This is a genomic window from Kitasatospora sp. NPDC001683 (assembly GCF_053596495.1).
This window is the reverse complement of the sequence record NZ_JBSFGK010000064.1, coordinates 16,978-39,098: the sequence shown is the minus strand read 5'-3', so window position 1 is coordinate 39,098 and position 22,121 is coordinate 16,978. Positions and strand designations below refer to the sequence as shown.

The 22,121-nt window shown below is 74.9% G+C and carries 15 protein-coding genes; 7 read left to right on the top strand and 8 right to left on the bottom strand.

The genetic code is table 11. The annotated features are described in order from the left end of the window. Positions 1 to 61: 61 nt before the first annotated feature. On the bottom strand, positions 62 to 1,465 hold the full coding sequence (locus tag ACWCYO_RS28610) for an amidase (protein ID WP_270143438.1): 1,404 nt from the start codon (positions 1,463 to 1,465) through the stop codon (positions 62 to 64). Between the two features lie 105 nt (positions 1,466 to 1,570). On the opposite strand from ACWCYO_RS28610, the gene ACWCYO_RS28605 reads away from it, so the two are divergent. The 7 genes from ACWCYO_RS28605 to ACWCYO_RS28575 all read left to right on the top strand — a co-directional run bounded on the left by ACWCYO_RS28605 (position 1,571) and on the right by ACWCYO_RS28575 (position 8,522). Beyond that, positions 1,571 to 2,209, top strand: coding sequence for a TetR/AcrR family transcriptional regulator (locus tag ACWCYO_RS28605; RefSeq protein ID WP_449785803.1), 639 nt, complete (start codon positions 1,571 to 1,573; stop codon positions 2,207 to 2,209). A gap of 43 nt (positions 2,210 to 2,252) precedes the next feature. Then, positions 2,253 to 3,245, top strand: a complete 993-nt coding sequence (locus tag ACWCYO_RS28600; RefSeq protein WP_449785802.1) for an RNA ligase family protein — start codon at positions 2,253 to 2,255, stop codon at positions 3,243 to 3,245. 280 nt (positions 3,246 to 3,525) lie between these two features. Continuing rightward, the gene (locus tag ACWCYO_RS28595) at positions 3,526 to 3,888 is read left to right on the top strand and encodes a YciI family protein (protein WP_270143433.1); all 363 of its coding nucleotides are present in this window, start codon (positions 3,526 to 3,528) and stop codon (positions 3,886 to 3,888) included. Further along, on the top strand, positions 3,885 to 5,141 hold the full coding sequence (locus ACWCYO_RS28590) for an RNA polymerase sigma factor (RefSeq protein WP_449785801.1): 1,257 nt from the start codon (positions 3,885 to 3,887) through the stop codon (positions 5,139 to 5,141). The genes ACWCYO_RS28595 and ACWCYO_RS28590 overlap by 4 nt, the downstream gene beginning before the upstream one ends. 358 nt (positions 5,142 to 5,499) lie before the next feature. Then, on the top strand, positions 5,500 to 6,414 hold the full coding sequence (locus tag ACWCYO_RS28585) for an AurF N-oxygenase family protein (protein ID WP_270143430.1): 915 nt from the start codon (positions 5,500 to 5,502) through the stop codon (positions 6,412 to 6,414). Positions 6,415 to 6,472: 58 nt separating this feature from the next. Next, the gene (locus tag ACWCYO_RS28580; RefSeq protein ID WP_449785800.1) at positions 6,473 to 8,134 is read left to right on the top strand and encodes an FAD-dependent oxidoreductase; all 1,662 of its coding nucleotides are present in this window, start codon (positions 6,473 to 6,475) and stop codon (positions 8,132 to 8,134) included. Between the two features lie 229 nt (positions 8,135 to 8,363). Beyond that, positions 8,364 to 8,522: a hypothetical protein gene (locus tag ACWCYO_RS28575; protein ID WP_449785799.1), complete on the top strand. Its 159-nt coding sequence runs from the start codon at positions 8,364 to 8,366 to the stop codon at positions 8,520 to 8,522. Here the strand turns inward: ACWCYO_RS28575 and ACWCYO_RS28570 are convergent. The 7 genes from ACWCYO_RS28570 to ACWCYO_RS28540 form a co-directional block, all read right to left on the bottom strand. Beyond that, positions 8,506 to 9,360, bottom strand: coding sequence for a class I SAM-dependent methyltransferase (locus tag ACWCYO_RS28570; RefSeq protein ID WP_270143424.1), 855 nt, complete (start codon positions 9,358 to 9,360; stop codon positions 8,506 to 8,508). The genes ACWCYO_RS28575 and ACWCYO_RS28570 overlap by 17 nt on opposite strands. A gap of 340 nt (positions 9,361 to 9,700) precedes the next feature. Beyond that, on the bottom strand, positions 9,701 to 12,262 hold the full coding sequence (locus ACWCYO_RS28565) for an FtsX-like permease family protein (protein WP_449785798.1): 2,562 nt from the start codon (positions 12,260 to 12,262) through the stop codon (positions 9,701 to 9,703). Beyond that, a complete protein-coding gene (locus ACWCYO_RS28560; RefSeq protein WP_270143420.1) occupies positions 12,256 to 13,029 on the bottom strand; it encodes an ABC transporter ATP-binding protein in 774 nt (257 codons plus the stop codon). The genes ACWCYO_RS28565 and ACWCYO_RS28560 overlap by 7 nt, the downstream gene beginning before the upstream one ends. 79 nt (positions 13,030 to 13,108) lie before the next feature. Beyond that, positions 13,109 to 17,821, bottom strand: coding sequence for a DNA repair ATPase (locus ACWCYO_RS28555; protein ID WP_449785797.1), 4,713 nt, complete (start codon positions 17,819 to 17,821; stop codon positions 13,109 to 13,111). Positions 17,822 to 17,851: 30 nt separating this feature from the next. Then, positions 17,852 to 19,867 (bottom strand): flotillin family protein, encoded by a 2,016-nt coding sequence (locus tag ACWCYO_RS28550; RefSeq protein WP_449785796.1) that lies wholly within the window; start codon positions 19,865 to 19,867, stop codon positions 17,852 to 17,854. Positions 19,868 to 20,023: 156 nt separating this feature from the next. Then, entirely contained in the window at positions 20,024 to 20,797 is a 774-nt protein-coding gene (locus ACWCYO_RS28545; RefSeq protein WP_449785795.1) for a hypothetical protein, read from the bottom strand. A 206-nt stretch (positions 20,798 to 21,003) separates the two neighbouring features. Then, positions 21,004 to 22,119, bottom strand: a complete 1,116-nt coding sequence (locus tag ACWCYO_RS28540; RefSeq protein WP_270143412.1) for a PucR family transcriptional regulator — start codon at positions 22,117 to 22,119, stop codon at positions 21,004 to 21,006. Positions 22,120 to 22,121: the final 2 nt, after the last annotated feature.

Sequence of the window (22,121 nt, the reverse complement as noted above, 5' to 3'; positions counted from 1 at the left end):
TGCCGGTGGCCGCGGGGCGAGTCCCCACCCGGGTGGGGCCCGGTCCGTCGTTCCCGCCCCCCTACGGCCTGGGGTCGATCGGGGTGAGGGTGCCGAGCCGGTCCTCGACGTGCTGGGCGGCGGCCAGACAGAGGTCCTCGCGGAACGGGCGCCCGATCAGTTGCACGCCGGTGGGCAGGCCGTCGGTGTCCAGCCCGGTGGGGACGGCGACGGCCGGGACGCCGACGAAGCTGGTGACCGAGCAGAGCCGCATGGCTGTGGCGACCCGGTCCCGCCCCGCCTGGTCCCGGGACTCCAGGCCGGGTTCGACCGGCGGCTCGGTGAAGACCGGGCCGAGCAGGAGCGGGTACGCGTCCAGGAACTCCGTCCAGGAGCGGCGGATGTTCATCCAGGTGCTCATCAGCCGGATCAGCCCGGCGGAGTCGACGGGCGGGTTGTCGCGCATGGTCAGCTCGATGTAGCGGTCGCCGCCCTCGCCCAGCAGCTGCCGCACGGCGGGCCAGCTGGGGGCGAACTCGGTGGCGGTGAGCTGGTGGTAGGCCTTCAGCGCCTCGTCCAGCCGGGGGACGTCGGAGACCTCGTCCACCCGGTACCCGGCGTCGCGCAGGGCTTCGGCGGCGGCCGCGACGGCGCGGCGGACGGTGGGGTGGACGCCGTGGCCACCCGGGTCGGTGACCACGGCGACCCGCGGGTTCTGCGGCGGTCCGCCGTACAGCGGGGCGGGGACGGCGCGCGGGTCGCGCGGATCGGGCCCGGCCAGGGTCTCGTACGCGAGCCGCAGGTCGGCCACCGTACGGGCCAACGGGCCGTCCGTGACCAGGAGTTGGGAGGCCGGTCCGGGATCGTCCGGCCCCAGCATCCGCTGGTCGGCGGCGAACCGGCCGGTGGTCGGCTTGAGCGCGGCGACCCCGCAGAAGGCGGCCGGGATACGGACCGAGCCGCCGGAGTCGTTGCCGAGCCCCAGTGCGGCCATGCCGGTGGCCACCGCCACGCCGTCGCCGCCGCTGGTGCCACCGGGGGTGCGGGTGGGCGCCCAGGGGTTGCGGGTGTCGCCGTACAGCTCGCTGCGGGTGTGCATCCCGGCCAGGATCAGGGTCGGCATGTTGCTGTGCCCGATCGGGACCGCCCCGGCGGCGCGCAGCCGGGCCACCGGGATGGCGTCGGCGGGGGCGGTCGACTCGCGGAAGCGCGGCGTGCCGAAGGTGGTCGGGACGCCCTCGATGCGGGTGCACTCCTTGACCGTGAACGGCACCCCGGCGAGCGGGCCGAGCCGCTCACCGGCGGCCCGGGCCCGGTCGGTCTCCTCGGCGGCGGCGCGGGCGCGGTCGGCGAGGAGCTGGGTGACGGCGTTGGCCTGCGGGTTGACCTCGGCGATCCGGGCGAGGTGGGCGTCCACCACCTCGCGCGCGGACACCTCACCGCTGCGGACGGCGGCGGCGATGGCGGTGGCGGGGAGTTTCCACATGGGGCCTCCTGAGGTTGTTCCGATGCGGTTGCATCGGAACCTTAGCCGGAGAGTCGATACGCTTGCATCGGAATAATTTCGAGTCCGGATGCGGGAAGTGGCGGTATGCCGAAACAGGTCGACCACGAGGAGCGGCGCCGACGGATCGCCGAGGCGGTGTGCGCGCTGATCGACGCCCAGGGCTTCGAAGGCGTGACCCTGCGGGACGTCGCCACCCGGGCCGACGTCTCCATGGGCGCCGTCCAGCGCTGCTTCCGCACCAAGGAGGAGATGCTGCAGTTCGCCCTCGCCCACATCGGCGCACGCGTCACCGAACGCGCCCACGGCCGGGTCGTCGGCAGCCCCGCCCAGTCCGCCGAGAGCACGGTCGGACACGTGGTCGGCGAGGTCGCCCTGCTGCGCGACGAGCACCGGGCCGAGGCGCGGATCTGGCTCGCCTTCCTCGCCGCCGCCGCCGTCAACCCGGCCCTGGCGGCGGGGCTGCGGACCAGCTACGCCGACCTGGAAGGGCTGCTCGCAGGGCTCATCGCGGAGGCCTCGGGCGCCGCCGACGCCGCCGATGCCACCGCCACCGCCGTTCGGCGGGAAGCCCGGAGCGCGGCCCGTACCCTGCTCGCCCTCGCCGACGGACTCACCGCGCACGTGCTGATCGGACACCGGACGGCGGCCGAGGCGGAGGACCTGCTGCACGCCCAGCTGGCCGGGTTGTGGGAGGCGGCGGCCGGTACGACTGCCGGGCGCTGAATTCCCGTTGCCGGCGGGCGGGCGGTGCGGCGAGGATCTGTTCGTGGCCGAGCTGAAGCCCTACCCGAAGATCCCCGCCCGGGGAGCTTCCGGCGCGCCCGGCAGCCGCGAGTGGATCGCGACGGAGAAGGTGCACGGCGCGCACTTCGCCGTGGTCTGCGACGGTGCCTCGGTGCGGCCCGCCAAGCGGCGTGACCTGCTGGGCGACGAGGAACTCGACGCCTTCTTCGGCGTGAGCCGGATCTGGCCGCAACTCCTCGTCGCCGCCGGGCGCTTCGCGGCGGTGGTGCGGGCGAGGTGGGGGGAGTCGGCCGTCGTCACCGTGTACGGCGAACTGGCCGGCGGCCGCTACCCGCACCCCGACGTGCCCGCCGTCGCCGGGGTCGAACCGGTGCAGACCGGCGTCTGGTACGCGCCCGGGCTGCGCTGGCTGCCGTTCGACGCGACGGTGCGGACGGACGAGGGCCGGTGGTGGGTCCCCGACCGCGAACTCCGGGCCGCCGCGTCCGCCGCCGGGCTCACCTGCGTGCCGCTGCTCGGACGCGGCTCGCTGAATGCCTTGCGGGAGCTGCCCGTTGCCTTCCCGAGCCGGGTGCCGGCGCTCCTCGGGCTGCCGGAGCCGGCGGACAACCTCGCCGAGGGGTACGTGCTCAAGCCGGCGGGGGAGTGGCGCGAGTCGGACCCGGCCCGTCCCCTCATCAAGGTCAAGCAGAAGGCCTTCGCCGAGGACGAACGGTACGACGGCGCCCGCCCGTACCTCCCACCGCCGGAAGGCGCGGCGGGCGTCCCCGCCTGGCTGCTCGTCCAGGCCTCGGCGTTGCTCACCCCCACCCGTGCGGCGGCCGCCGTCAGCAAGCTCGGGCCGCGTACGGCCGCGGATGCGGTGGCGGCGGAGATCGCCCAGGATGTGGCCGAGGAACTCGCCGAGGCCCTGGGCGGGTTGGAGCACGCCGTCCTGTCGGCCCTGTGCCTGGCCCTCGAACCCGGAGCCCGATCCCTCGCCGCCTTCGACGCAGCGGACCGGCGCAACTCCTGACCGCCTCGCTACCGCCGCAGCACTCGTCTCGCGAGCCGAACTCCACTGCGCGGCCGATCGGTTCGAGTCGGCCCGCGCCTACCCGGAGGAACCGACCCGGATCGAGCCCCCGGTCGGGCCGCCGGCCGAGGCCGTGTTGCGGCACCTCAGGGCGCACATCGGCTGACGCGGAAATTCCTGCGAAGAAGTTCCCGACCGATGTCGAAGTCCCGGCCCGCCGCTCCGACTGAGAGGTGACAGCGCGCCGAAGGGGCGTGCGGGACAGCAGAGGAGCAGCACCGTGAAGTACGTCGCGATGATCTACGGCAACCAGGCCAAGTGGGACTCCTTCCCCGCCGAGGCCTGGCCCGAGGCGATCGCCAAGCAGGAGGCGTTCAACGGCAAGTACCGGGACACCGGCGAACTCCTCGGCGCCTACGGGCTCGCGGACGCGGCCGCCGCGCAGCTGGTGCGGCGCGCCGAAGGGGTGCCGGTGGTGACCGACGGGCCCTACCTGGAGACCAAGGAGTACCTGGCGAGCTTCTACCTCCTGGACTGCGAAAGCCTGGAGCGCGCCCAGCAGATCGCCGCCGACATGCCGTTCGCGGACGTCGAGCCGGTGGAACTGTGGCCGATCCTGCACGAGTCGCCGGCGAACGGGTGAGCATCCCCCCTGCGCCCGTCGAGGGCCTGCTGCGCGAACTGGCGCCGCAGGTCCTCGGCGTGCTCGTACGGCGCCACGGCGGATCCTTCGACGCCTGCGAGGACGCCGTGCAGGAGGCGCTGCTCGCCGCCGCCGTGCAGTGGCCGGCGGACGGGGTGCCGGCGAGCCCGCTGGCGTGGCTGGTCACCGTCGCGGGCCGGCGGCTGGTCGACCAGGTGCGCAGCGAGGCGGCCCGCCGTCGGCGGGAGGAGGCGATCGCGCTGGCCACCCCGCAGTCCGCCCTGCTGGCACCCGCTGCCGACGCCGCCGATCCGACCGCCGACGACTCGCTGGCCCTGCTGTTCCTCTGCTGCCACCAGGCACTGTCCGTACCGAGCCGGATCGCGCTGACGCTGCGCGCGGTCGGCGGTCTGACCACGGCGCAGATCGCGGCCGCCTTCCTGGTTCCGGAGGCCACCATGGGGCAGCGGATCAGCCGGGCCAAGCAGACGCTGAAAGCGTCCGGCGGCGGGCTGTCACTCCCGGAGGGGCAGAGCGGGGCGGAGCGACTGCGCGAGGTGCGGCACGTGCTGTACCTGGTCTTCAACGAGGGCTACACGGCCAGCGGCGGCGAGGAGCTGACCGTTCCGAGGCTGGCCGCCGAGGCGATCCGGCTGACCCGGCTGCTGCTGCGCCTCACCCCCGGCGACGCCGAGACGGCGGGGCTGCTCGCCCTGATGCTGCTCACCGACGCCCGCCGTACCGCCCGCACCGGGCCGTACGGGGAGCTGGTACCGCTGGAGCAACAGGACCGTGGCCGCTGGGACGCCCAACTGATCGCCGAAGGGATGGAGTTGCTGGCCGCCGCACTGCCGTCCGGTACCGCCGGTCCGTACCAGGTCCAGGCCGCGATCGCCGCCGTGCACAGCGAGGCGCGGACGGCGGACGCCACCGACTGGCCGCAGATCCTGGCACTGTACGACCTGCTGCTGCGCCTCGACGCCAACCCGATGGTCGCGCTCAACCGGGCCGTCGCGGTGGCGATGGTCCACGGCCCGGCCGTCGGGCTGACCCTCCTCGACGACCTGGCCGCCGACAAGCGCCTCACCCGACACCACCGCCTCCTCGCCACCCGCGCCCACCTCCTCGCCCGCCTCGGCACGGACCCCCGGGCCGCCGCCCAGACCTACCGCCAGGCCGCCTCCCGCACCCCGAGCGCCCCGGAACGGCGGTACCTCACAGAAGCGGCGCGCCGGGCGCTGGTCTCCCGCTGACCGCGCGAGAAGTCGGCCCGGCCGACTTCTCGCCGGGCGCCGTGGGGGTGTCGGTTGGAATGGGCGTTCCGGGTGCTGGGCGTGGGGTGGGCGCGTGGGAAGTCGGCGGAGCGGACCTCCCACGCGAGCTGGGCCCGCGGCTTCGCCGCCTGGGTGCGCCGGAACGCCGCCGCCTTCCGCTGAACCGCGCGGGGCCGGGCGCGGGTCGGGCGCGGGTCGGCGAGGAGGGGCGCACGCCGCCCGGCTTCGCGCCGGTTCGCCCCTGCGCGAGGGGTTCTCCGGGACGGGCTCTTATTGTACTGTCCGTCTAATAAGCGGGCGAGCGGGAACCCGCAGGAGCAGGCACCTGGAGGCAGCCATGGCTCTCCCCCGGCAGGCGACCGAGCACGGCCACACGGCGGCCGACGACGACGTCTCGAAGCGGCTGCTGGAGTCGGCCGCCACCCTCTCCTTCGACCCCATGACCGAGATCGACTGGGACGCCCCCCTCCCGGAGGAGCACTACGGCCTCAACCCCGAGTGGAGCACCCTCTACGGGACCAGGCTGTGGGACGAGATGACCGAGCGGCAGCGGGTCACCCTCACCCGGCACGAGGTCTGCTCGATCATGAACACCGGCATCTGGTTCGAGATGATCCTCCAGCAGATGGTGCTGCGCGACCAGTACCTCAAGGACCCCGCCAACGCCGAGTTCCAGTTCGCGCTCACCGAGATCGCCGACGAGTGCCGCCACTCGATCATGTTCGCCCGCGCCTGCCAGAAGATGGGCGTCCCCGCCTACCGGCCCAACAAGGTGATCGCCCAGGCCGGGCGCGCCTTCAAGGCGCTCGCCAAGGGCGAACTCGCCTACGGGGGCATCCTGGTGGCCGAGGAGGTGCTGGACGTCATGCAGCGCGACTGGATGCGCGGCGAGAACGTCCTGGAGATCGTCCGCGGCACTTCCCGGATCCACGTGGTCGAGGAGTCCCGGCACATGAAGTTCGCCCGGCAGGAGATCCGCGAACGGATGCGCCACGCCGGCCCGGCCCGCCGCCGCACCTCGGCCACCGGCATCGCGATCGGCGCGTACGTCATCGTCAGCAGCATGGTCCACCCGGGCGTGTACAAGGCCGCCGGGCTGGACGTCGCGCGGGCGCTCGAGGAGGTGAAGGGCAACGAGCACCGCAAGGCGATGATGCGCAACAGCTCGCGGCACCTGATGGCCTTCCTCGCCGAGGCCGGGCTGCTCACCAGCCGCTCGGCGGCCGTCTACCGCCGCGTGCACATGCTCTGACGGCGCACCGGCTGCGCATCGGCTACGTATCAGCTACAGCGAGGACCCCACTCCGGCCATGGCCTACGCGATCACCCGTACCTGCTGCAACGACGCCTCGTGCGTGTCCGTCTGCCCGGTCAACTGCATCCATCCGACCCCGGAGGAACCGGAGTTCGGCCGCACCGACATGCTGTACATCGACCCGCGGGCGTGCATCGACTGCGGCGCCTGCGCGGACGCCTGCCCGGTCGACGCGGTGTTCCCGGTCGACCGGCTGCGCGGGCCGGACGTGGTCTTCGGCGGCCTCAACCGGGACTGGTTCCGCGACCACCCCAACGACCACGCCTGGGGCGCGCCCAGCTTCCCGCGCAGCCTGCCCGGCGAGCTCGGCACGCTGCGGATCGCGGTGGTCGGCACCGGCCCCTCCGCCGGCTACACCGCGCAGGAACTGCTGCGCTGCACCGGCGCCGAGCTCACCATGATCGACCGGCTGCCGGTCACCGGCGGCCTGCTGCGGCACGGCGTCGCCCCCGACCACCAGTCCACCAAGCGGATCGCCGAGAGCTTCGCGAGCGTCTTCCACGACCCGCGGCTGCGGATGCACCTCAACCTGGAGATCGGCACCGACGTCACCCACGAGGAGCTGGCCGCCCACCACCACGCGGTGGTGTACGCGGTCGGCGCGGCCGCCGACCGACGGCTCGGCGTGCCCGGCGAGGACCTGCCGGGCAGCCTGCCCGCGACCTCCTTCGTCCGCTGGTACAACGCCGACCCGACGGTGCCGGCCGACACCGTGGAGCTGTCCGCCGAGCGGGTGGTGGTGGTCGGCAACGGCAACGTCGCGGTGGACATCGCCCGCATCCTGCTCACCGACCCCGACCGGCTCGCCACCACCGACATCGCCGACCACGCCCTGGCCGCGCTGCGCCGCAGCAGGGTCCGGGAGGTCGTGCTGCTGGCCCGGCGCGGGCCCGAGCAGGCGGCCTGGACCAGGCCGGAGTTCCTGGCGCTGGGCCGGCTGCCGGGCGTCGAGCTGGTGGTCGAGGACCACCCGGAGGTGCGGGCGGCGATCGAGTCGGCCGCGCCGGACTCGCGGGCCGGGCTGCTCGCCGGCCTGCCGCTGGTGCCGTACGACGGGGCCGCCGAGCCCGGGCCGGGGCGGCGGATCGTGCTGCGCTTCCGGTCGGCACCGGTCGAACTGACCGAGGAGGGCGGCCGGGTCTCGGGGCTGACCGTCGAGCGGACCACGCTGACGGCGGACGGCGAGCCGGTCGCGGCCACCGGGGAACGGGACACCCTGCGGGCCGGGCTGGTGGTGCGCTCGATCGGGCACCGGGGCGTGCCGCTGCCGGGGCTGCCGTTCGACGAGCGGACCGGGACGGTCGCCCAGCGCGGTGGCCGGGTCGTCGACCCGTCCACCGGACGGGCGCTGCCGGGCGCGTACGTGGTGGGCTGGGCCAAGCGCGGGCCGTCCGGCGGGATCGGCGCCAACCGGGCCTGCGCCCGGGAGACGGTGGACGCGCTGCTGGACGACGCGCTGGCCCGGGCGCTGCCGGTGCCGTCGGCGGGGCGGGCGGAGTTCGAGCGGCTGGTTCGGCGGCGCCGGCCGGACGCGGTGGGGCTGAAGGAGTTGCGCGCGGTGGACCGGGCGGAGCGCGAGCGGGGCGCGGCGCAGGGGCGGCCGCGGGTGAAGCTGGCGACGGTGGCCGAGCTGCTGGCGGCGGGCCGGCGGCGCTGAAGCGTGGCACCTCGGCGCTGAAGCGTGGCGCCTAGGCGCTGAGGCGCGTACGGGCGGCCCGCGCGGGGTGGACGCGCGGGCCGCCCGGTTGACGAGGCCGTGACCCGGTGCGGGTGGGGCGCGTTGGGTGGATGTGAGTAGTTTTGGGGTGGCGTCGGCCGCGTGGCGTTGGCCAGCCGAAGAAACGATCCTGCACGGGGCGGGGCATCCTCCGGAACCCGACCCGGAGGTGCCCATCTATGCCGAACTGGCCCGCCTGTGGCAGTCGGAGGGACGCTCGGTGCCCGGGCTGCCCGATCCGGTCTGGGAGTCGCTGGCCGCCTCGGTGGCCTCGGAGGCCCAAGCACCCCCGGGCTCGACGGACGCCGGGATCACCTCGACGGCTTGACGGCGGTGTGAACGTACCAGGCGACGTACTCGCGCACGTCGTACATCTCCACCGTGGAGCGGAGGTTGAGCCACCGCGCCGGATCGCCGAAGCGGCGCAGCACCTCCCAGGGCAGCCGGAAGTACGCGTGCACCGCCTCCGTGGTGGGCGTGTAGTACGGCGTCGCGTCCAGCGCCTCCTCGACCTCGAAGCCGGCGCCGGTGAGCAGCTGCGACAGGTTGCCGGCGTGGTAGAACCGGGCGCCGGTCATGGCCATCGCGTCCAGGTACGGTTCGAGCAACGCCCGGGCGGATGGCGGCAGTTCCTCCACCGGTCCGGTGCTCATCGGGCCGAGCAGCACCAGCCGCCCGCCCGGACGCAGCACCCGGTGGAACTCGGCCAGCGCGCGGGCCGGGTGATAGGAGTGGACCAGCGTCTCCATCGAGTAGGCGCCGTCGAACTCGTCGTCCGGAAAGGGGAGTTCGTGATAGTCGCCCCAGCTGAAGACGGTCCGGTCGGCCAGCGCGGCGCGGGCGCTCAGCCGGCAGGCCTCGGCGAGGTGGAAGTCCAGCACATCGACCCCGGTGACCAGCAGCCCGAACCGGGTCGCCATCGCCCGGGCCACCACCCCGGCCCCGCAGCCCGCGTCCAGCACCCGGGACCCGGTGGGCAGCGCCAGCTTCTGGCCGAGCACGTCCTCCAACCGGCGCTGCGCCCGCCACAGTCGCCACTTCGACTGCCCGGGCTCGGTCCATCCCCAGTGCCGGGCGTTGCGCGCCACCCGGGTGTAGAACCACCGGCTGCCGGTGCGTCCGTACACCCGGCGAAGCGCGGCGAGGTCGAGTTCCTGAGCGGCCATGCGGACACGCTAGCCGCGGGCCGGCGGCCACTCCCGGCGGCGCCACGGGGCTGCGCCGCCGTGAGGGATGGTGGGCTCGTCGGACCAGGTGATCAGCCGACCAGGGGGTCCCGGCGCCCGGCGGACACCGACTGCTCTGCTCCCCTTCCGGGCCCGCGCCCTGCTCGGCCACCGCCCGATCGAGCCGGACCTGCCGGACCTGCCGCCGGACCTGCCGGAACGCCTCGCGGACCTGATGCCGGACGGACGGACTGCGCGGGCGGGCGGTAATCACACCCCGGAACGTGAAGTGCCGGCAACCTCCTTGGGGTCACCGGCACTTGCGGTTGCCGCTACCGGCTCAGGCCGCGCCCGCCGCGCCGCGGAGGACGGCCTGGCCGTCGCGGTCGCGCAGGGTCAGGGCGGCCGGGAGCACCGCCGCCGTCAGGGCGATCACCGCGCAGGCGGCGGCGAGGGCGGCCATGACCGTCCAGGGGATGACCGCGGGGGTCGGCCCGACCAGGTTGGTCAGGGCGGCCCAGGAGCCGCCCACGCTGATCGCGGTGCCGAGGACGCCCAGCAGGGTGCCGGCCGCGACGCACATCAGGGTTTCGAGGGCGACGGTGCGCAGCACCTGGCCCTTGGTGGCGCCGGCGAGGCGCAGCAGGGAGAGCTCCTGCCGGCGGTCGGTGACCGTCATCACCAGGGAGTTGGCCAGGGTGATGGCGGCGTAGCAGATCGCCAGGCCGAGGATCATCAGCAGGGCGTTCCAGGAATCCCGCTCGGTGCTGTCGGTGGCGGCGGACCAGACCTCCTCGGGGGTGGTGAGCCGGGCGCCCAGCCCGTCCACGGCCGTCCGCAGCGCGGCGGTGGCCTGCGCGCGGTCGGTGCCGGGCAGCAGCCGCAGGTCGATCCGGCCGGCCAGGGCCGGGCCGCCGACACCGCCGGTGACGGCGTTCGGGCCGGTCACCCAGGCCTGGACGGCTTCGGCACCGGTGCCGAGCAGGGCGGCGACCCGCAGGTCCCGCGGGGTGCCGTCGGCCAGCCGGACGGACACCCGCCCGCCGACCGCGGGCGAGCCGGGCCAGGTGCGGCTGAGCACGATCGAGTCGGGGCCGAGGTCGGCGAGCGAGCCGGCGACGACCGGGAGCCGGTCGACCTCGGCCAGCGCCGTGGGGTCCGCCGTCGCGGCGCGGAAGGCCACCAGGGCCTGGCCGTCGGCCACGGGCGCCATGACGGAGGTCGGGGTGATCAGCAGCGACTGCACTCCCGGGACCGAGCGGACCCGCTCCACCACGGCCCGGCTCAGACCGGGGGTGCCGGCCGGGGTGACGACCAGGTCGGCGGCGGAGAGTTGGTGGCGGACCTCGGTGACCTGCGAGCGGTTGATGGTGTCGATGCTGCCGAGCAGGCACCCGGCGAAGGCGATGATCAGCACCACCGGGGTGGTGGTCGCGGCGGTGCGCCGGAAGGCGCTCAGCGAGCTCTGCCGGGCGGTGGCCCAGACGATGCCGCCGCCGTCCTCGGCGGCGCGGCCGCGCAGTCGGGCCACCAGCCCGGGCAGCACCGTCAGCAGCCGGATCGCCGGTCCGGCCAGTACGGCGGCCAGCAGCACGCAGCCGGCGACGATCGCCAGCAGCAGGGAGAGCGAGTCGGCGACGTCGGCCGCCGTGTCCGGCCAGCTGCTCGCCGTCAGCACGAGGGCCGCGATGCCGCCACCCAGCACCAGCAGGCCGCTCACCCAGCGGAACGCCAGCGCGAGGCGCGAGGTCCGCTCGGCGTCCGCCTCCGCGAGTGCCTCGCCGGGGCTGATCAGCCCGGCCTTCACCGAGGAGAACACCACGCCGGTGATCGCGGTCAGCAGCCCGATCGAGCCCGCGACGAGCAGCCCCCACCAGGTGACCGGGACGGTGAACTCGGCCGGCACCAGGTCGTGGTCGACCAGCCAGCGGCCGGCCGGCGCCGCCCCGGCCGCGCCGAGCGCGCACCCGGCGGCGGAGGCCAGCACGCCGACCACCAGGGCCTCCCGGTTGACCAGGGTGCGCAGCTGCCGGCGGGTGGCGCCGATCAGCCGCAGCAGGGCGAGTTCGCGGCGGCGCTGGGCGATCGACAGCGCGAAGGTGCCGCCCACCACGAACACGGCGGTGCCGGCGGAGACCGCGGCGGACAGGCCGAGCGGGGTCTGCACGTTCTCCAGCCGGCTGCCGACCTCGGCGTGGTGAGGGTCGGCCTGGCCGCGCTCGGTGCCGGTGAGCACCCGGGCGACGTTCGCGCCGCCGGCCGAGTCCACGGCCCGGCGCACCGCGTCGGCGGGGCCGAAGGCGGCCAGCACACCGACGGCGGGGCAGTACCGGGCGGCCTGGGCGTCGGTGAAGAAGACGGCGTGCTCGAACGCCTCGGCCTCGGTGACGCCGGAGACCGTCGCGCTGTGCACGCCGTCGGCGGTGACGTACCGGACGCGCTGTCCGACCTGCTCCGGGCGGCCGCCGCCGATGACCACCTGGTCGTCGGCGGCGGGGGCGGCGCCGGCGGTGAGCCGGTAGCCGCCCAGGGCCGCGCTGGACCAGGCGCGTGCGACCTGGTCGCTCGGGCCGTCCGGGAGCTGGGCGTAGCAGGTGTGGTCCTCGACCGTGCGGCCGGTCGCGGCCACGGCGGCGATCAGCCCGGCGGGCAGACCGGGCTGGGCGGGGACCGGGGTCGGCTGGACGTCCCCGTTCGCGGGCTTGAAGTCCACGTTCAGGTCGGCGGTCACCAGGACCGGGGCCTCGGAGAAGCGCTGGCGACCCTGGTCGGGGACGTCGACGGTGGCGGCGATGACCAGGATGGACGTGGCCATCAGGGCGACGCCGCAGGCCAGCGCGACGAAGCTGCCGACGAACGAGGCCCAGCGGAGCCGGACGGAGGCGAGAGCGAGGGTCAGCACGCCACGGTCTCCGACGCGTGAGCCTTCGCCGAGTGGGCTTCCAGCGCGGTCATCCGGGCGGCGACCTGCTCGGCGGTGGGCCGCTCCAGCGAGCCGGCCAGCCGGCCGTCCCGGAGGAAGAGCACCTGGTCGGCGTAGGAGGCGGCGAAGGGGTCGTGGGTGACCATGACCACGGCCCGGCCGGGGTCGTCGGCCATCCCGCGCAGCAGGGCGAGGACCTCGCGGCCGCTCCTGGTGTCCAGCGCACCGGTCGGTTCGTCGGCCAGTAGCACCGCCGGGCGGGTGATCAGCGCCCGGGCGATGGCGACCCGCTGCTGCTGACCGCCGGAGAGCTCGCCCGGCCGGTGCCCGGCCCGGTCGGCGAGGCCGACGGCGGCCAGCGCGGCGGTCACCTCGGCCGGCGCGGGGCGGCGGCCGGACAGCTTGGCCGGGAGCGCCACGTTCTGGGCCGCGGTCAGCGCGGGCAGCAGGTTGAAGGACTGGAAGACGAAGCCGATCCGCTCCCGGCGCAGGACGGTCAGCTCCTTGTCGCGCAGCCCGCCGAGGACGGTGCCGTCGACCCGCACCTCGCCGCCGTCGATCGCCTCCAGCCCGGCGGCCGACCGCAGCAGGGTCGACTTGCCGGAGCCGGAGGGGCCCATGACGGCGGTGAAGGTGCCGAAGGGGAACCCGACGCTCACGTCGTCCAGGCCGACGACGGGTTCGGGCCCGCGCCGGTAGGTCCGGCGGACGGAGCGGAGTTCAACGGCGAAGTGCGCGGCGTTCATGATCATATTTCATCGCGCCGGATCGGGGCGGCTCAATGACCATGGGTTCAGTTCCGGGGGTGTAGCCAGCTACACCCCCTCACTCCCGCCTCCGCCAGGTGCGCTTCAGCTCCGCCCAGCGCTCCGCCTGCTCCGGCGTCAGCGTGCCCCGCAGCTCCGCGAGCTTCAGCAGCTGGGCCTCGGCGTCGGCGCCGAGCGGCTGGGCCTCGGCGCGGTAGTGGTCGGCGAGCAGGGCGTCCAGTTCGGGGCGGGTGAGCGCGGGGTCGAGGCGCTGGGCGAGCTTGGCCATGTTGCGGTAGGAGCCCTGGAGCAGGAACGGCGGTTCGGTGCGGGCGCGGTCGTCCTGGGCGGCGGAGGCGAGGTAGGCCCGGTTGACGGCCAGGACGGTGGAGCGCAGGTGGAGCAGCCCGGCCAGGACGGCGGTCATCCGCTCCACCTCGGCGGCCGGCCAGGCGCCGGACAGGGTGCCGCCGGGGGTGCCCGCGGCCCGGGCGAGCAGGGTGTCCAGGTCGGCGCGCTCGGCGGTGACGAGCGGGGCCAGGTGGGGGTTGGCGGGCAGCGCGTTCTCGACGAAGCTGAGCGCGAAGAGGTCCTCGCGCCCGGCGACGGCGTCGCCCAGGTTCCAGACGTCGGCCCGGTTGGCGAGCATGTCGGGCAGCCGGAACAGCCGGCCGGACTCGGTGTACGGGTTGGCGGCCATCACCACGGCGAAGCGCTTGCCGCGCAGGTCCCACTCGCGGGCCTCGCCGTCCCAGACGCCGTCGATCCGGCGCTGGGCGTCGCACAGCGGGATGAAGCGCTGCAGGAACTCGGGTGAGGTGTGCTGCACGTCGTCCAGGTGGAGCAGCACGTTGTCGCCCGCGTGCAGGGCGAAGTTGAGCTTCTCCAGCTCGCGGCGGGCGGTGGCGTCGGGGGCCTCGGCCGGGTCCAGCGAGGTCACCCGGTGGCCGAGCGCCGGGCCGCTGACCGGGACCAGCAGCAGGCCGAGCCGCTCGGCGAGGTACTCGACCAGGGTGGTCTTGCCGTAGCCGGGCGGGGAGACGAGCAGCAGCAGGCCGCTGCGGTCCACCGGCCCACCGGAGTCGACGGTGCCGAGCTGCTTGGCGAGGTTGTCACCGACCAGCGGGAGGTGCACCTGGTCGATCAGCCGGTTGCGGACGAAGCCGTTGAGCGGCGCGGGGCGGTACTGGTCGAGCCGCAGCCGGGCGTGCTCGGCGGCCAGCAGGTCGCCGCGCAACCGCTGGTAGGCGCGGTAGCCGGGGACTTCGACGGCCTCGAACTCGCGGACCCGGCCGAGTAGTTCGTCCAGCCGTAGGTCCAGCGCGCCACCGGAGAGCCGCGGATGATCGCCGAGCAGCCCGGTCAGCCGGGTGCCGACGGCGCCCTCGGCGGGGCGCCGCGGCAGCGACGGGCAGAGCAGGACGGCGGCGGCCTCGGCGAGGTCGCCGGGGTCGGCGCCCGGAGCGGCCGACTCCAGCCAGGCCGCAACCAGTTGGCGCCGTACGGGGAGCAGCGAGGGCTCCTCGGGAAGCGCGGCCAGGGCCTCCGTCAGCCCGGCTGACTCGGGTGCGGCGTGGAACTTCTCCAGCAGCGCGGCCGCGCCCGTCGAGTGGGCGAAGGCCGGTGCGGCGGCCGCGAGTTCGGCCACCAGGTAGTCCCCGGCGCCCGCCGCGTCCGGCACGAACCCGGCGACGGCGTCCGACAGTTCGGCGGCCAATGCGGCCAATGCGGACAGCGCCGGCACCGGCCCGTACGCCTGACGGGCGAGGCCGAGCGAGCGGGCCCGGGTGTGCCAGACCAGCCGCTGCCGCTCGTCCGTACCGTGCGCCCAGTACAGCTGGGCCGCCGCCCGGGCGGCCGCCGGGTGGCGCAACAGGCCGGCCTCGGCGTCGAGTCGGAGCAGGGCGCGGAGCACCAGGGCGGCGTCGTGGTCGTGCACCCCGCGCTGGTAGCCCTCGTCCGGGCGCCGTTCGGCGGCCCGGCGGACGTACTCCAGCAGGTCGGTCTCATCGGCGAGCGCCTCCGGCGAGGCGGCCAGCAGCAGGCTCGCGGCCAGGTACTCGGCGCGGTAGAGCGCGGGCGTCTCGGAGGGCAGCGGCCGGTTCCAGTACCGCTCGGTGGCGGCGAAGGCCGGGTCGGTGACGGGGGAGCGGTAGTCGGTGCCGGTGAGGGTGAAGGCGGGGCGGCCGTGCCAGGGCAGCAGGGTGAGTTCGGGGCGCTGGGTGGTGACCGCGAACAGGTGGCGGCCCAGCCGCAGGGTGCCGGGGCCGTCCCCGGCGAGTTCGGCGCGGTCGCGCAGCGCGCGGTGGGCGCGGCCGCGGGCGGCGCGCAGCCGGCCGGCCAGCTCCTCGGCCCGGACCCGGTCGCCGAGCTCGGTCAACTGCCGGGCCAGATCGCGGAGTTTGACGGCCGTCGGGTCGGCGGCCAGCGCGGCGTCGATCTCGGCGACGGTGTCGAGGGCGGCGAGGCGCCGGTGCAGGGTGTCGAGGACGCGCTCGGCGGAGCCGGCCAGCCGGTCGGCCCGGCGGGCCCGTTCCTCCAGCAGGTGCTGGCGGCGGGCGGTGAGGGCGTCGTGGAGCTCGGTGCGCCGGTCGGCGAGCTGTTCGCCCAGGGCCGGGTCGGCGTCGGCGAAGCGGGTCTCCAGCTGCTCGACCCGCAGCAGCAGCCGGCCGAGCTGGTCGTCGCAGGCCTCCGGGGTGTCGGCGGCGGCGAGGGCGGCGGTGACGGCCTGGGCGAGCAGCGCGGTCTCGGCGGCGAACTCGGCGGCGGCCTCGCGGGTGCGCAGCTCGCGGCGGCGGACGGTCAGCGTGCTGCGGGCCCGGTTGAGCAGCCCGAGCACGTCGGCGAGCCGGTCCAGGATCGCGGTGCGGGTGGTGGCGTCGGCCAGGTCGAGGGTGCCGACCAGCTCCGAGACGGTCTGCAGGGCCTCGCTCTGCTCGCTCAGTCGCGCCGACAGCGGCTCCGCCTCGGCGGCCGTGGCGATGGCCGCGCACTGCTCGGCCAGTTCGCCCGCCCGGCGCCGGTGCGGCTCGAAGGCGGCGGGTTCGGCGAGCTGGACCACCGCCCGGCCGGCGGCCTCGGCCAACCCTTCGGCGAGGTGCTCGGCGAGCGCGTCGATCCGCTCCCGGTCCACCCGCGGCAGGTCGCGCAGCGCCTCGACCCGGCCCTGGGCGCGGCGCAGCCCGGCCAGCCGGTCGACCCACTCGGCGGCGTCCGCGAGGGTCTCGCCGCGCGCGGTGCGCAGCAGGCCCTCGACGTGCTCGGCGGTCTCCTCGGTGCGGGCCGCGGCGTGCGCGGTGAGCTGGGCGATCGCCTCGTACTCGGCGATCACCTGCCGGGCGGTGTCGCGGATCTCGGTGAGCGGCGCGGCCAGGTCGCCGAGGCCGTCCTGGCCGAGCCAGTGGTGCCGGTCGGCGGTGCGGGTGCAGGCGGCGAGCACGGCCCGGTGCCCGGCCGGGGTGTCGGCGCCGGCCGCCGCCAGCCGGGCCAGGGCCAGGCAGTCGGCCAGCCCGCGGACCAGGTCGGCGTTGCCGACCCGGGCCAACGGGCCGGTGCCGGACGGCTGTTGGGCGGCATGACGCTCACTGGTGAACGGGCTCTGCCACAGCTGGACGGGATGCAGCCGGGTGGGGCCGTCCTCGGCCGGGCGCAGAGCGATGAGGGTGCCGTCCTCGAGCAGCGCGTAGCCCTGGCAGGCGAGCGGGGCGGCGGGCTCCTGGCGGACGGAGTTGTACGGCTGGAGCAGCGTGTGCCCGTCGGAGGGGGAGCGGAACTCGTACAGCACGTCCTCGCCGTTGGGGGAGAGCAGGGTGCGCTCGTACACCAGGCCGTCCACCGGCTGGTCGAAGACGCGCACGGTGCCGTCGGCGAGGTGGCAGCCGCCGGGGAAGGCCACGCCCTGGTCGGCGGGCAGCCGCAGGCAGGCCTGGCCGAGCGCGTCGATCCGGGTGACCCGCCCGGTGGGCAGGTGGACCACCAGGTGCCGGACGGTCTCCTCCTGGTACGGGCGCACCCGCACCAGCAGCAGGGTGCCCAGCCGGGCGTGGGCGGTCCGGGTGTCGGCGAGGGTCTGCAGGGCCTCGGCGAGCGGCTCGTGGTGCAGTTCGCGGCCGTCGGGGGTGGTGAGGGTGAGCCGGCCGCCGTCCACGCCGAGGTGGAGCTCGCCGGCGAGGTCGGCGCGCGGCGCGCTGCCGGGGGCGGCGGGCAGCTGGTCGTCCCGGGTGAGCGCCGTCCAGTCGAGCTGCTGGCCCTCGGCGGGGGCGTGGTCGCGCTCGCCGCGCCCGTCCTGGTAGCTGACCCGGTCGTCGTCGAGGCGCCAGCGCAGCACCCGGACGTCGGCGGCGGCCGGGCCGGTGCGGAAGACGGCGAGCAGCCGGCCGCCGACCGGGCGCAGCCTTTCCAGCCGGGCGTCGCGGAAGTAGCGGCGCAGGTCGGCGAGGTCCTGGCGCAGCCGCGGGTCGTCCAGCAGGGTGCCCTCGGCGGGAGCGGGGGACAGGTCCGGGTGGTGCAGACCGAGGACGTCCGTGAAGTCACCGCCGCCGTCGGTGACTTCGGCGGGCCGGGTGCCGAGCAGCAGCAGCCCGCCGGCGGCGGTGAGGTCCTGCGGCAGGCAGGGCCGGGCGGTGGTGAGCCGGCCGGTGCCGGTGAGCCGCAGCTCCCCGCCGCCGAACTCCTCGACCCGGCGGGCGTTCAACGCCCGGGCGCGGTCGGCGAGTTCGGCGGCGGCCCGGGCGAGCCGGTCGCGCAGGACCTCGTAGCTGCCGGCGTCGAGCCGGGTGTCGTGGGCGTCCACGGTCAGGTTCCTCGGGTTCTCAGGGGGTGACTACTTGCTGCCGTTCGCCGAGGCCAGCGCCCCGATCGGCGTCTCCGCGATCCCCAACTTCTTGGCCGATTCCAGCAGTTGCCGCAGCTGGCCGGCCTGCTCGCCACCGCCGCCGATCAGCTTCAGCAGCAGCGCGGAGACCGTCAGGTTCTGCACGTCCGCGCTGGACACCGAGGACAGCACCCGGGTGAGGTCCTCGGTGAAGCTGGCCCGCCCGTCCAGCCACGGCCCGGCCAGCGCCTGGGCGGTCTGCGAGTGGCCGACGAAGGCGTCCACGCTCTTGCCGGCCGTCACCGACTGCACCAGCTTGTCGAAGAACACCGAGTCCCCGCCGACGATGTCGATCTTCGCCTTCTCCAGTCCGGTCGCGACCAGCGCGGCCTGCGCCTCGGCGATCTGCCGCTGCGCCTCCAGTCCGGCGAGGCGGACGTCCTTCTCGGCGGCCAGCCGCAGCCGGTACTCCTCGTGCCCGCGCGAGGCCTCGTCCAGCTTGGCCATCGCCGCGGCCTTCTCGGTCAGGCCCTCGGCCTCCGCCTTCAGCTTGGCGCCGACCTCCAGCGCGGCCGCCTTGGCCTTCTCGGTCTGCACGGCGGCCTCGGCGCGGCCGACCTTCTCCACCGCCGCGGCCTCCTGCTCGCGCACCTGCACCCGGGCCAGGCCCTCGGCGGCGGCCTCCGCCCGGACGCCCTCGGCCAGCTTGACCTTGGCGGCCGCGTCCAGCTCGGCGGCCTGCTGCCGGGCCTCGGCCAGCACCAGCGACTCGCGGGCCTTGTGCGAGGCGGCCTGCTCGGCGGCCTCGGCGGCCTTGATGTCCTTGACGAGCTTCTCCTGCGCCTGCGCCTCGGCCTGGATGACGACCGCCTTGCGCACCCGCTCGGCCTCCTCGGTGGCCCGCAGCGTCTTGACGGCCTCCTCCTGCTCGGCGACGGTGCGCTCGACCGCGACCCGCTCGCGGACCACGTCGGCGACCTCCCGGCGCCGGGACTCGACCTCCTTCTGCTTGGCCATCACGGCCAGCTCGGTCTCCCGCTCGCGGCCGACGACCTCCAGCAGGCGGTCCTTCTCGATCCGCTCGTTCTCCACCGCGATCACCCGCTCGCGGTTCTTCTGCGCCACCGCGACCTCGCGGGCCTGGTTCTCCCGCTGCACCCCGAGCAGCTCCTCGGTGCGCAGGAAGGCGGTCTGCGCGTTCAGCCGCTCCTCCTCCTGCACCCGGGCGATCACCGCGTCCTCCTTGGCCCGCAGGGTCTCGATCTCGCGGCGCTGGCGGATCTCGGCGTCGGCCTGGCGGCGTTCGAGCTCCAGGACGGTCTCCCGGGCGTCCACGTTCTGCCGGGTGATCTCCTTCTCCTCGTTGCGCTGGTACTCGTTGGTGCGCACGTGCTCGATCGCGGTCAGCTCGGTGATCTTGCGGATGCCCTGGGCGTCCAGGATGTTGTCGCCGTCCAGCTGGCTCATCGGGGTCTGCTCGAGGTGGTCGATGGCCGCGTCCTCGAGGGTGTAGCCGTTGAGGTCGGTGCCGATGACCGCGATGATCTGGTCCCGGAACTCGTGCCGGTGGGTGTAGAGGTCGGTGAAGTCCAGCTGCTTGCCGACGGTCTTGAGCGCCTCGGCGAACTTGGCGGCGAAGAAGTCCTGGATCGCCTGCGGGTCGCTGGCCCGGGCGGTGCCGATCGACTGCGCCACCTTGACGACGTCCTCGACGGTCTTGTTCACCCGGACGAAGAAGGAGATCCGGATGTCCGCCCGGATGTTGTCCCGGCAGATCAGACCGTCCCGGCCGGTCCGGTGGATCTCCACCGTCTTGGCGGTGATGTCCATCAGCTCGGCCTTGTGCAGGATCGGCAGGACGATCGCACCGGTGAAGGTGACGTCCACCTTCTTGGTCCGGGAGACGATCAGTGCCTTGCCCTGCTCGACCTTCTGGAACAGACGGCCCACGAAGAGCAGTACGGCGAGCAGGATGAGCAGCACGACGGCGACGAGTACGCCGAAACCCACGGCGATGGTGTCCATCACGGAGTCCTTTGACGAGATGGTGGTGCGAAGGTGTGTGAATTTTCAGAATTGACTGAATTGACTGGAGCGGCCGAAGTCACCGAAGTCACCGAAGTGATCAAAGTGGCCGAAGTCACCGAACTCGCCGAAGTGACCGAAGTGCCCGACTGAACGTCAGAGGCCTGGCGGCGACGGGTCGAACGGTGCGACCAGGAAGTGCTCGTGGTCCGCGTCGTAGTCGTAGATCAGCGCCGTGCGCCCGGCCGTCAGACCCGGCTCGGCGCCCGGCGTGCGGACCTGGACGGTCGCGGTGGAGCCGTCCTCGGCGGTCACCTCGGCCTGCCCGAAGTCGGCGGTCACCCGGCCGGTGCGGATCACGCAGACCCGGCCCACGAAGTCCCCCCGGGTGATCGGCCGGTCCTCCGGGAACAGCCGCCGCAGCGGCCGGACGAGCACCCGGGTGCCCGCCCAGGAGGCGACCAGCGCGACGGCGAACACACCACCGCGCGCCGGTGCCCCCGAGGTGAGGACGGTGCCGGCCAGGCTGACGAACCAGGCGAGCGCGACCAGCAGCGAAACCGCCACCGTCGCGGGCACCCCGCCCAGCCCCAGCGCGTCCAGCACGCCCCCGTGGTGGCCGCCGGGGTGCCCCCCGTGCCCGACGGACGTCCCGTGGCCCCCGTGCCCGACGGACGTCCCGTGGGCCACGCTCCCCCCGACACCGTGCCCCCCGGCACCGTGTCCGACGTGACCCACCGGGCCGACCTGCCCCCCGGCGTGCCCGGCACCCAGGTGGTGCCCGACGCCGTGCCCCCCGTGCAGGGCGTCGAACCCCAGGCCGCCGATCAGCATCAGCAGCCAGTACCCGACGACCACCACCAGCGCGAAGCTGAACAGCGCCGTCGGAAAGGCCAGCGCGGCCGCGAAGAAGTCCCCCGTCCCGGCCATGCTCCCCCGCCCTTCCCCCGGCACCGCACATCGGCGCCGGGGAGATCATGGCAGTGGGGGAGGCGTCCGCACATTGCCAGGATCCGGCAATCTTTACGGCCTTTTGACACCCTGGTACGAACGCTCCCCGTGACACTGCAACAGTCGGGCAACAGGACGGCCCCGGGCAGGTCATCCGGGGTTTGCCGGCCCCTTCGGGGAGCGCCCTACAGCGGCTGCTCCGGCCAGTTCAGCAGCCGCGCCCCCATCGCCGCCGTTTCCAGGGTGAAGCGCTGCAGCGCGTCCGCCGGGTCGTACCCCGTGAGCGCCTTGATCCGCTCCAGCCGGTAGCCGAGCGTGCGCACGCTCAGGCCCAGCCGGCGCGCCGCCTCCGCGTTCACGTACGCCGCCTCCGCCTGCACCGCGATGGTGTCCAGCAGCGGACGGGCGCCGCCGCGCGCCTCGGTCAGCGGGCCGAGCACACTGCGCACCAGGTCGGCGATCGCCGCCCGGTCACGCATCAGCACCGGGAAGACCAGCAGCTCCTCGGCCCGCAGCCGGCAGGCCGACAGGCCCAGCCGCTGGGCGTAGTCCAACGCGTCCAGCGCCTCGTCGTAGCTGCGCAGCACCCCGCTCGCGCCCGAGTGCCGACGGCCGGTCGCCACCCGCAGCACCGGGTGGTAACCGGGGCCGGGGCGCAGCGTCAGGTCGGCGAAGGCCTCCAGCACGGCCCGCTCGGAGTCCGGGGCGATGCACACCAGCCGGCCGTCCTTGCTGGCCAGCAGCACGTCCCGCTCGCCGAACCGCCCGGTCAGCTCCCGCTCCACCCGGTGCACCAGCGGATGGACGTCCGCGAACGCCTCGTCGCCGACCGCCACCGCCACCGTGTACGCGCCCGCCAGCCGCAGCCCGAACCGCTCCGCGCGCTCGGCGAGCAGGCCGAGGTCGCTGCGGCCGTGCAACAGGTCGTCGATGAACTCCCGCCTGGCCGCCTCCTCCTGACGGACCGCCAGGCGCTGGGACCGCTCGTGCCCCTCGCCGAGCGCGGCCAGCGCGGCGTCGGTGGCGGCCAGCACCGCGTCGCCCATCCGGCGCAGCTCGCCGACGCTGGCCGCGGCGGTCGTCCCGGGCAGGGTCTGCCAGGCCCGCCGGGCCGCGGCCAGGCAGTGCGAGACCACCTCGCGCAGCCCGTAACCGGCCTCGGCACACTGCTCGCCGAGGCGGCGCAGCCCCTCCAGCTCGTCCCGGCGCAGCAGGCGCCCGGTACGGGAGACGTCGGCGAGCAGGACGAGGTACGCCTCGGTCAGCTCGGTGGGTATGTCGCACTCGTTCGTCTCGGTCACCG

What these genes read in the sequence shown, in the direction of transcription:
- ACWCYO_RS28550 (WP_449785796.1), bottom strand. Translation starts at nt 19,867, where the DNA reads ATGGACACCATCGCCGTGGGTTTCGGCGTACTCGTCGCCGTCGTGCTG.
- ACWCYO_RS28545 (WP_449785795.1), bottom strand. Translation starts at nt 20,797, where the DNA reads ATGGCCGGGACGGGGGACTTCTTCGCGGCCGCGCTGGCCTTTCCGACG.
- ACWCYO_RS28580 (WP_449785800.1), top strand. Translation starts at nt 6,473, where the DNA reads ATGGCCTACGCGATCACCCGTACCTGCTGCAACGACGCCTCGTGCGTG.
- ACWCYO_RS28610 (WP_270143438.1), bottom strand. Translation starts at nt 1,465, where the DNA reads ATGTGGAAACTCCCCGCCACCGCCATCGCCGCCGCCGTCCGCAGCGGT.
- ACWCYO_RS28570 (WP_270143424.1), bottom strand. Translation starts at nt 9,360, where the DNA reads ATGGCCGCTCAGGAACTCGACCTCGCCGCGCTTCGCCGGGTGTACGGA.
- ACWCYO_RS28605 (WP_449785803.1), top strand. Translation starts at nt 1,571, where the DNA reads ATGCCGAAACAGGTCGACCACGAGGAGCGGCGCCGACGGATCGCCGAG.
- ACWCYO_RS28585 (WP_270143430.1), top strand. Translation starts at nt 5,500, where the DNA reads ATGGCTCTCCCCCGGCAGGCGACCGAGCACGGCCACACGGCGGCCGAC.
- ACWCYO_RS28560 (WP_270143420.1), bottom strand. Translation starts at nt 13,029, where the DNA reads ATGAACGCCGCGCACTTCGCCGTTGAACTCCGCTCCGTCCGCCGGACC.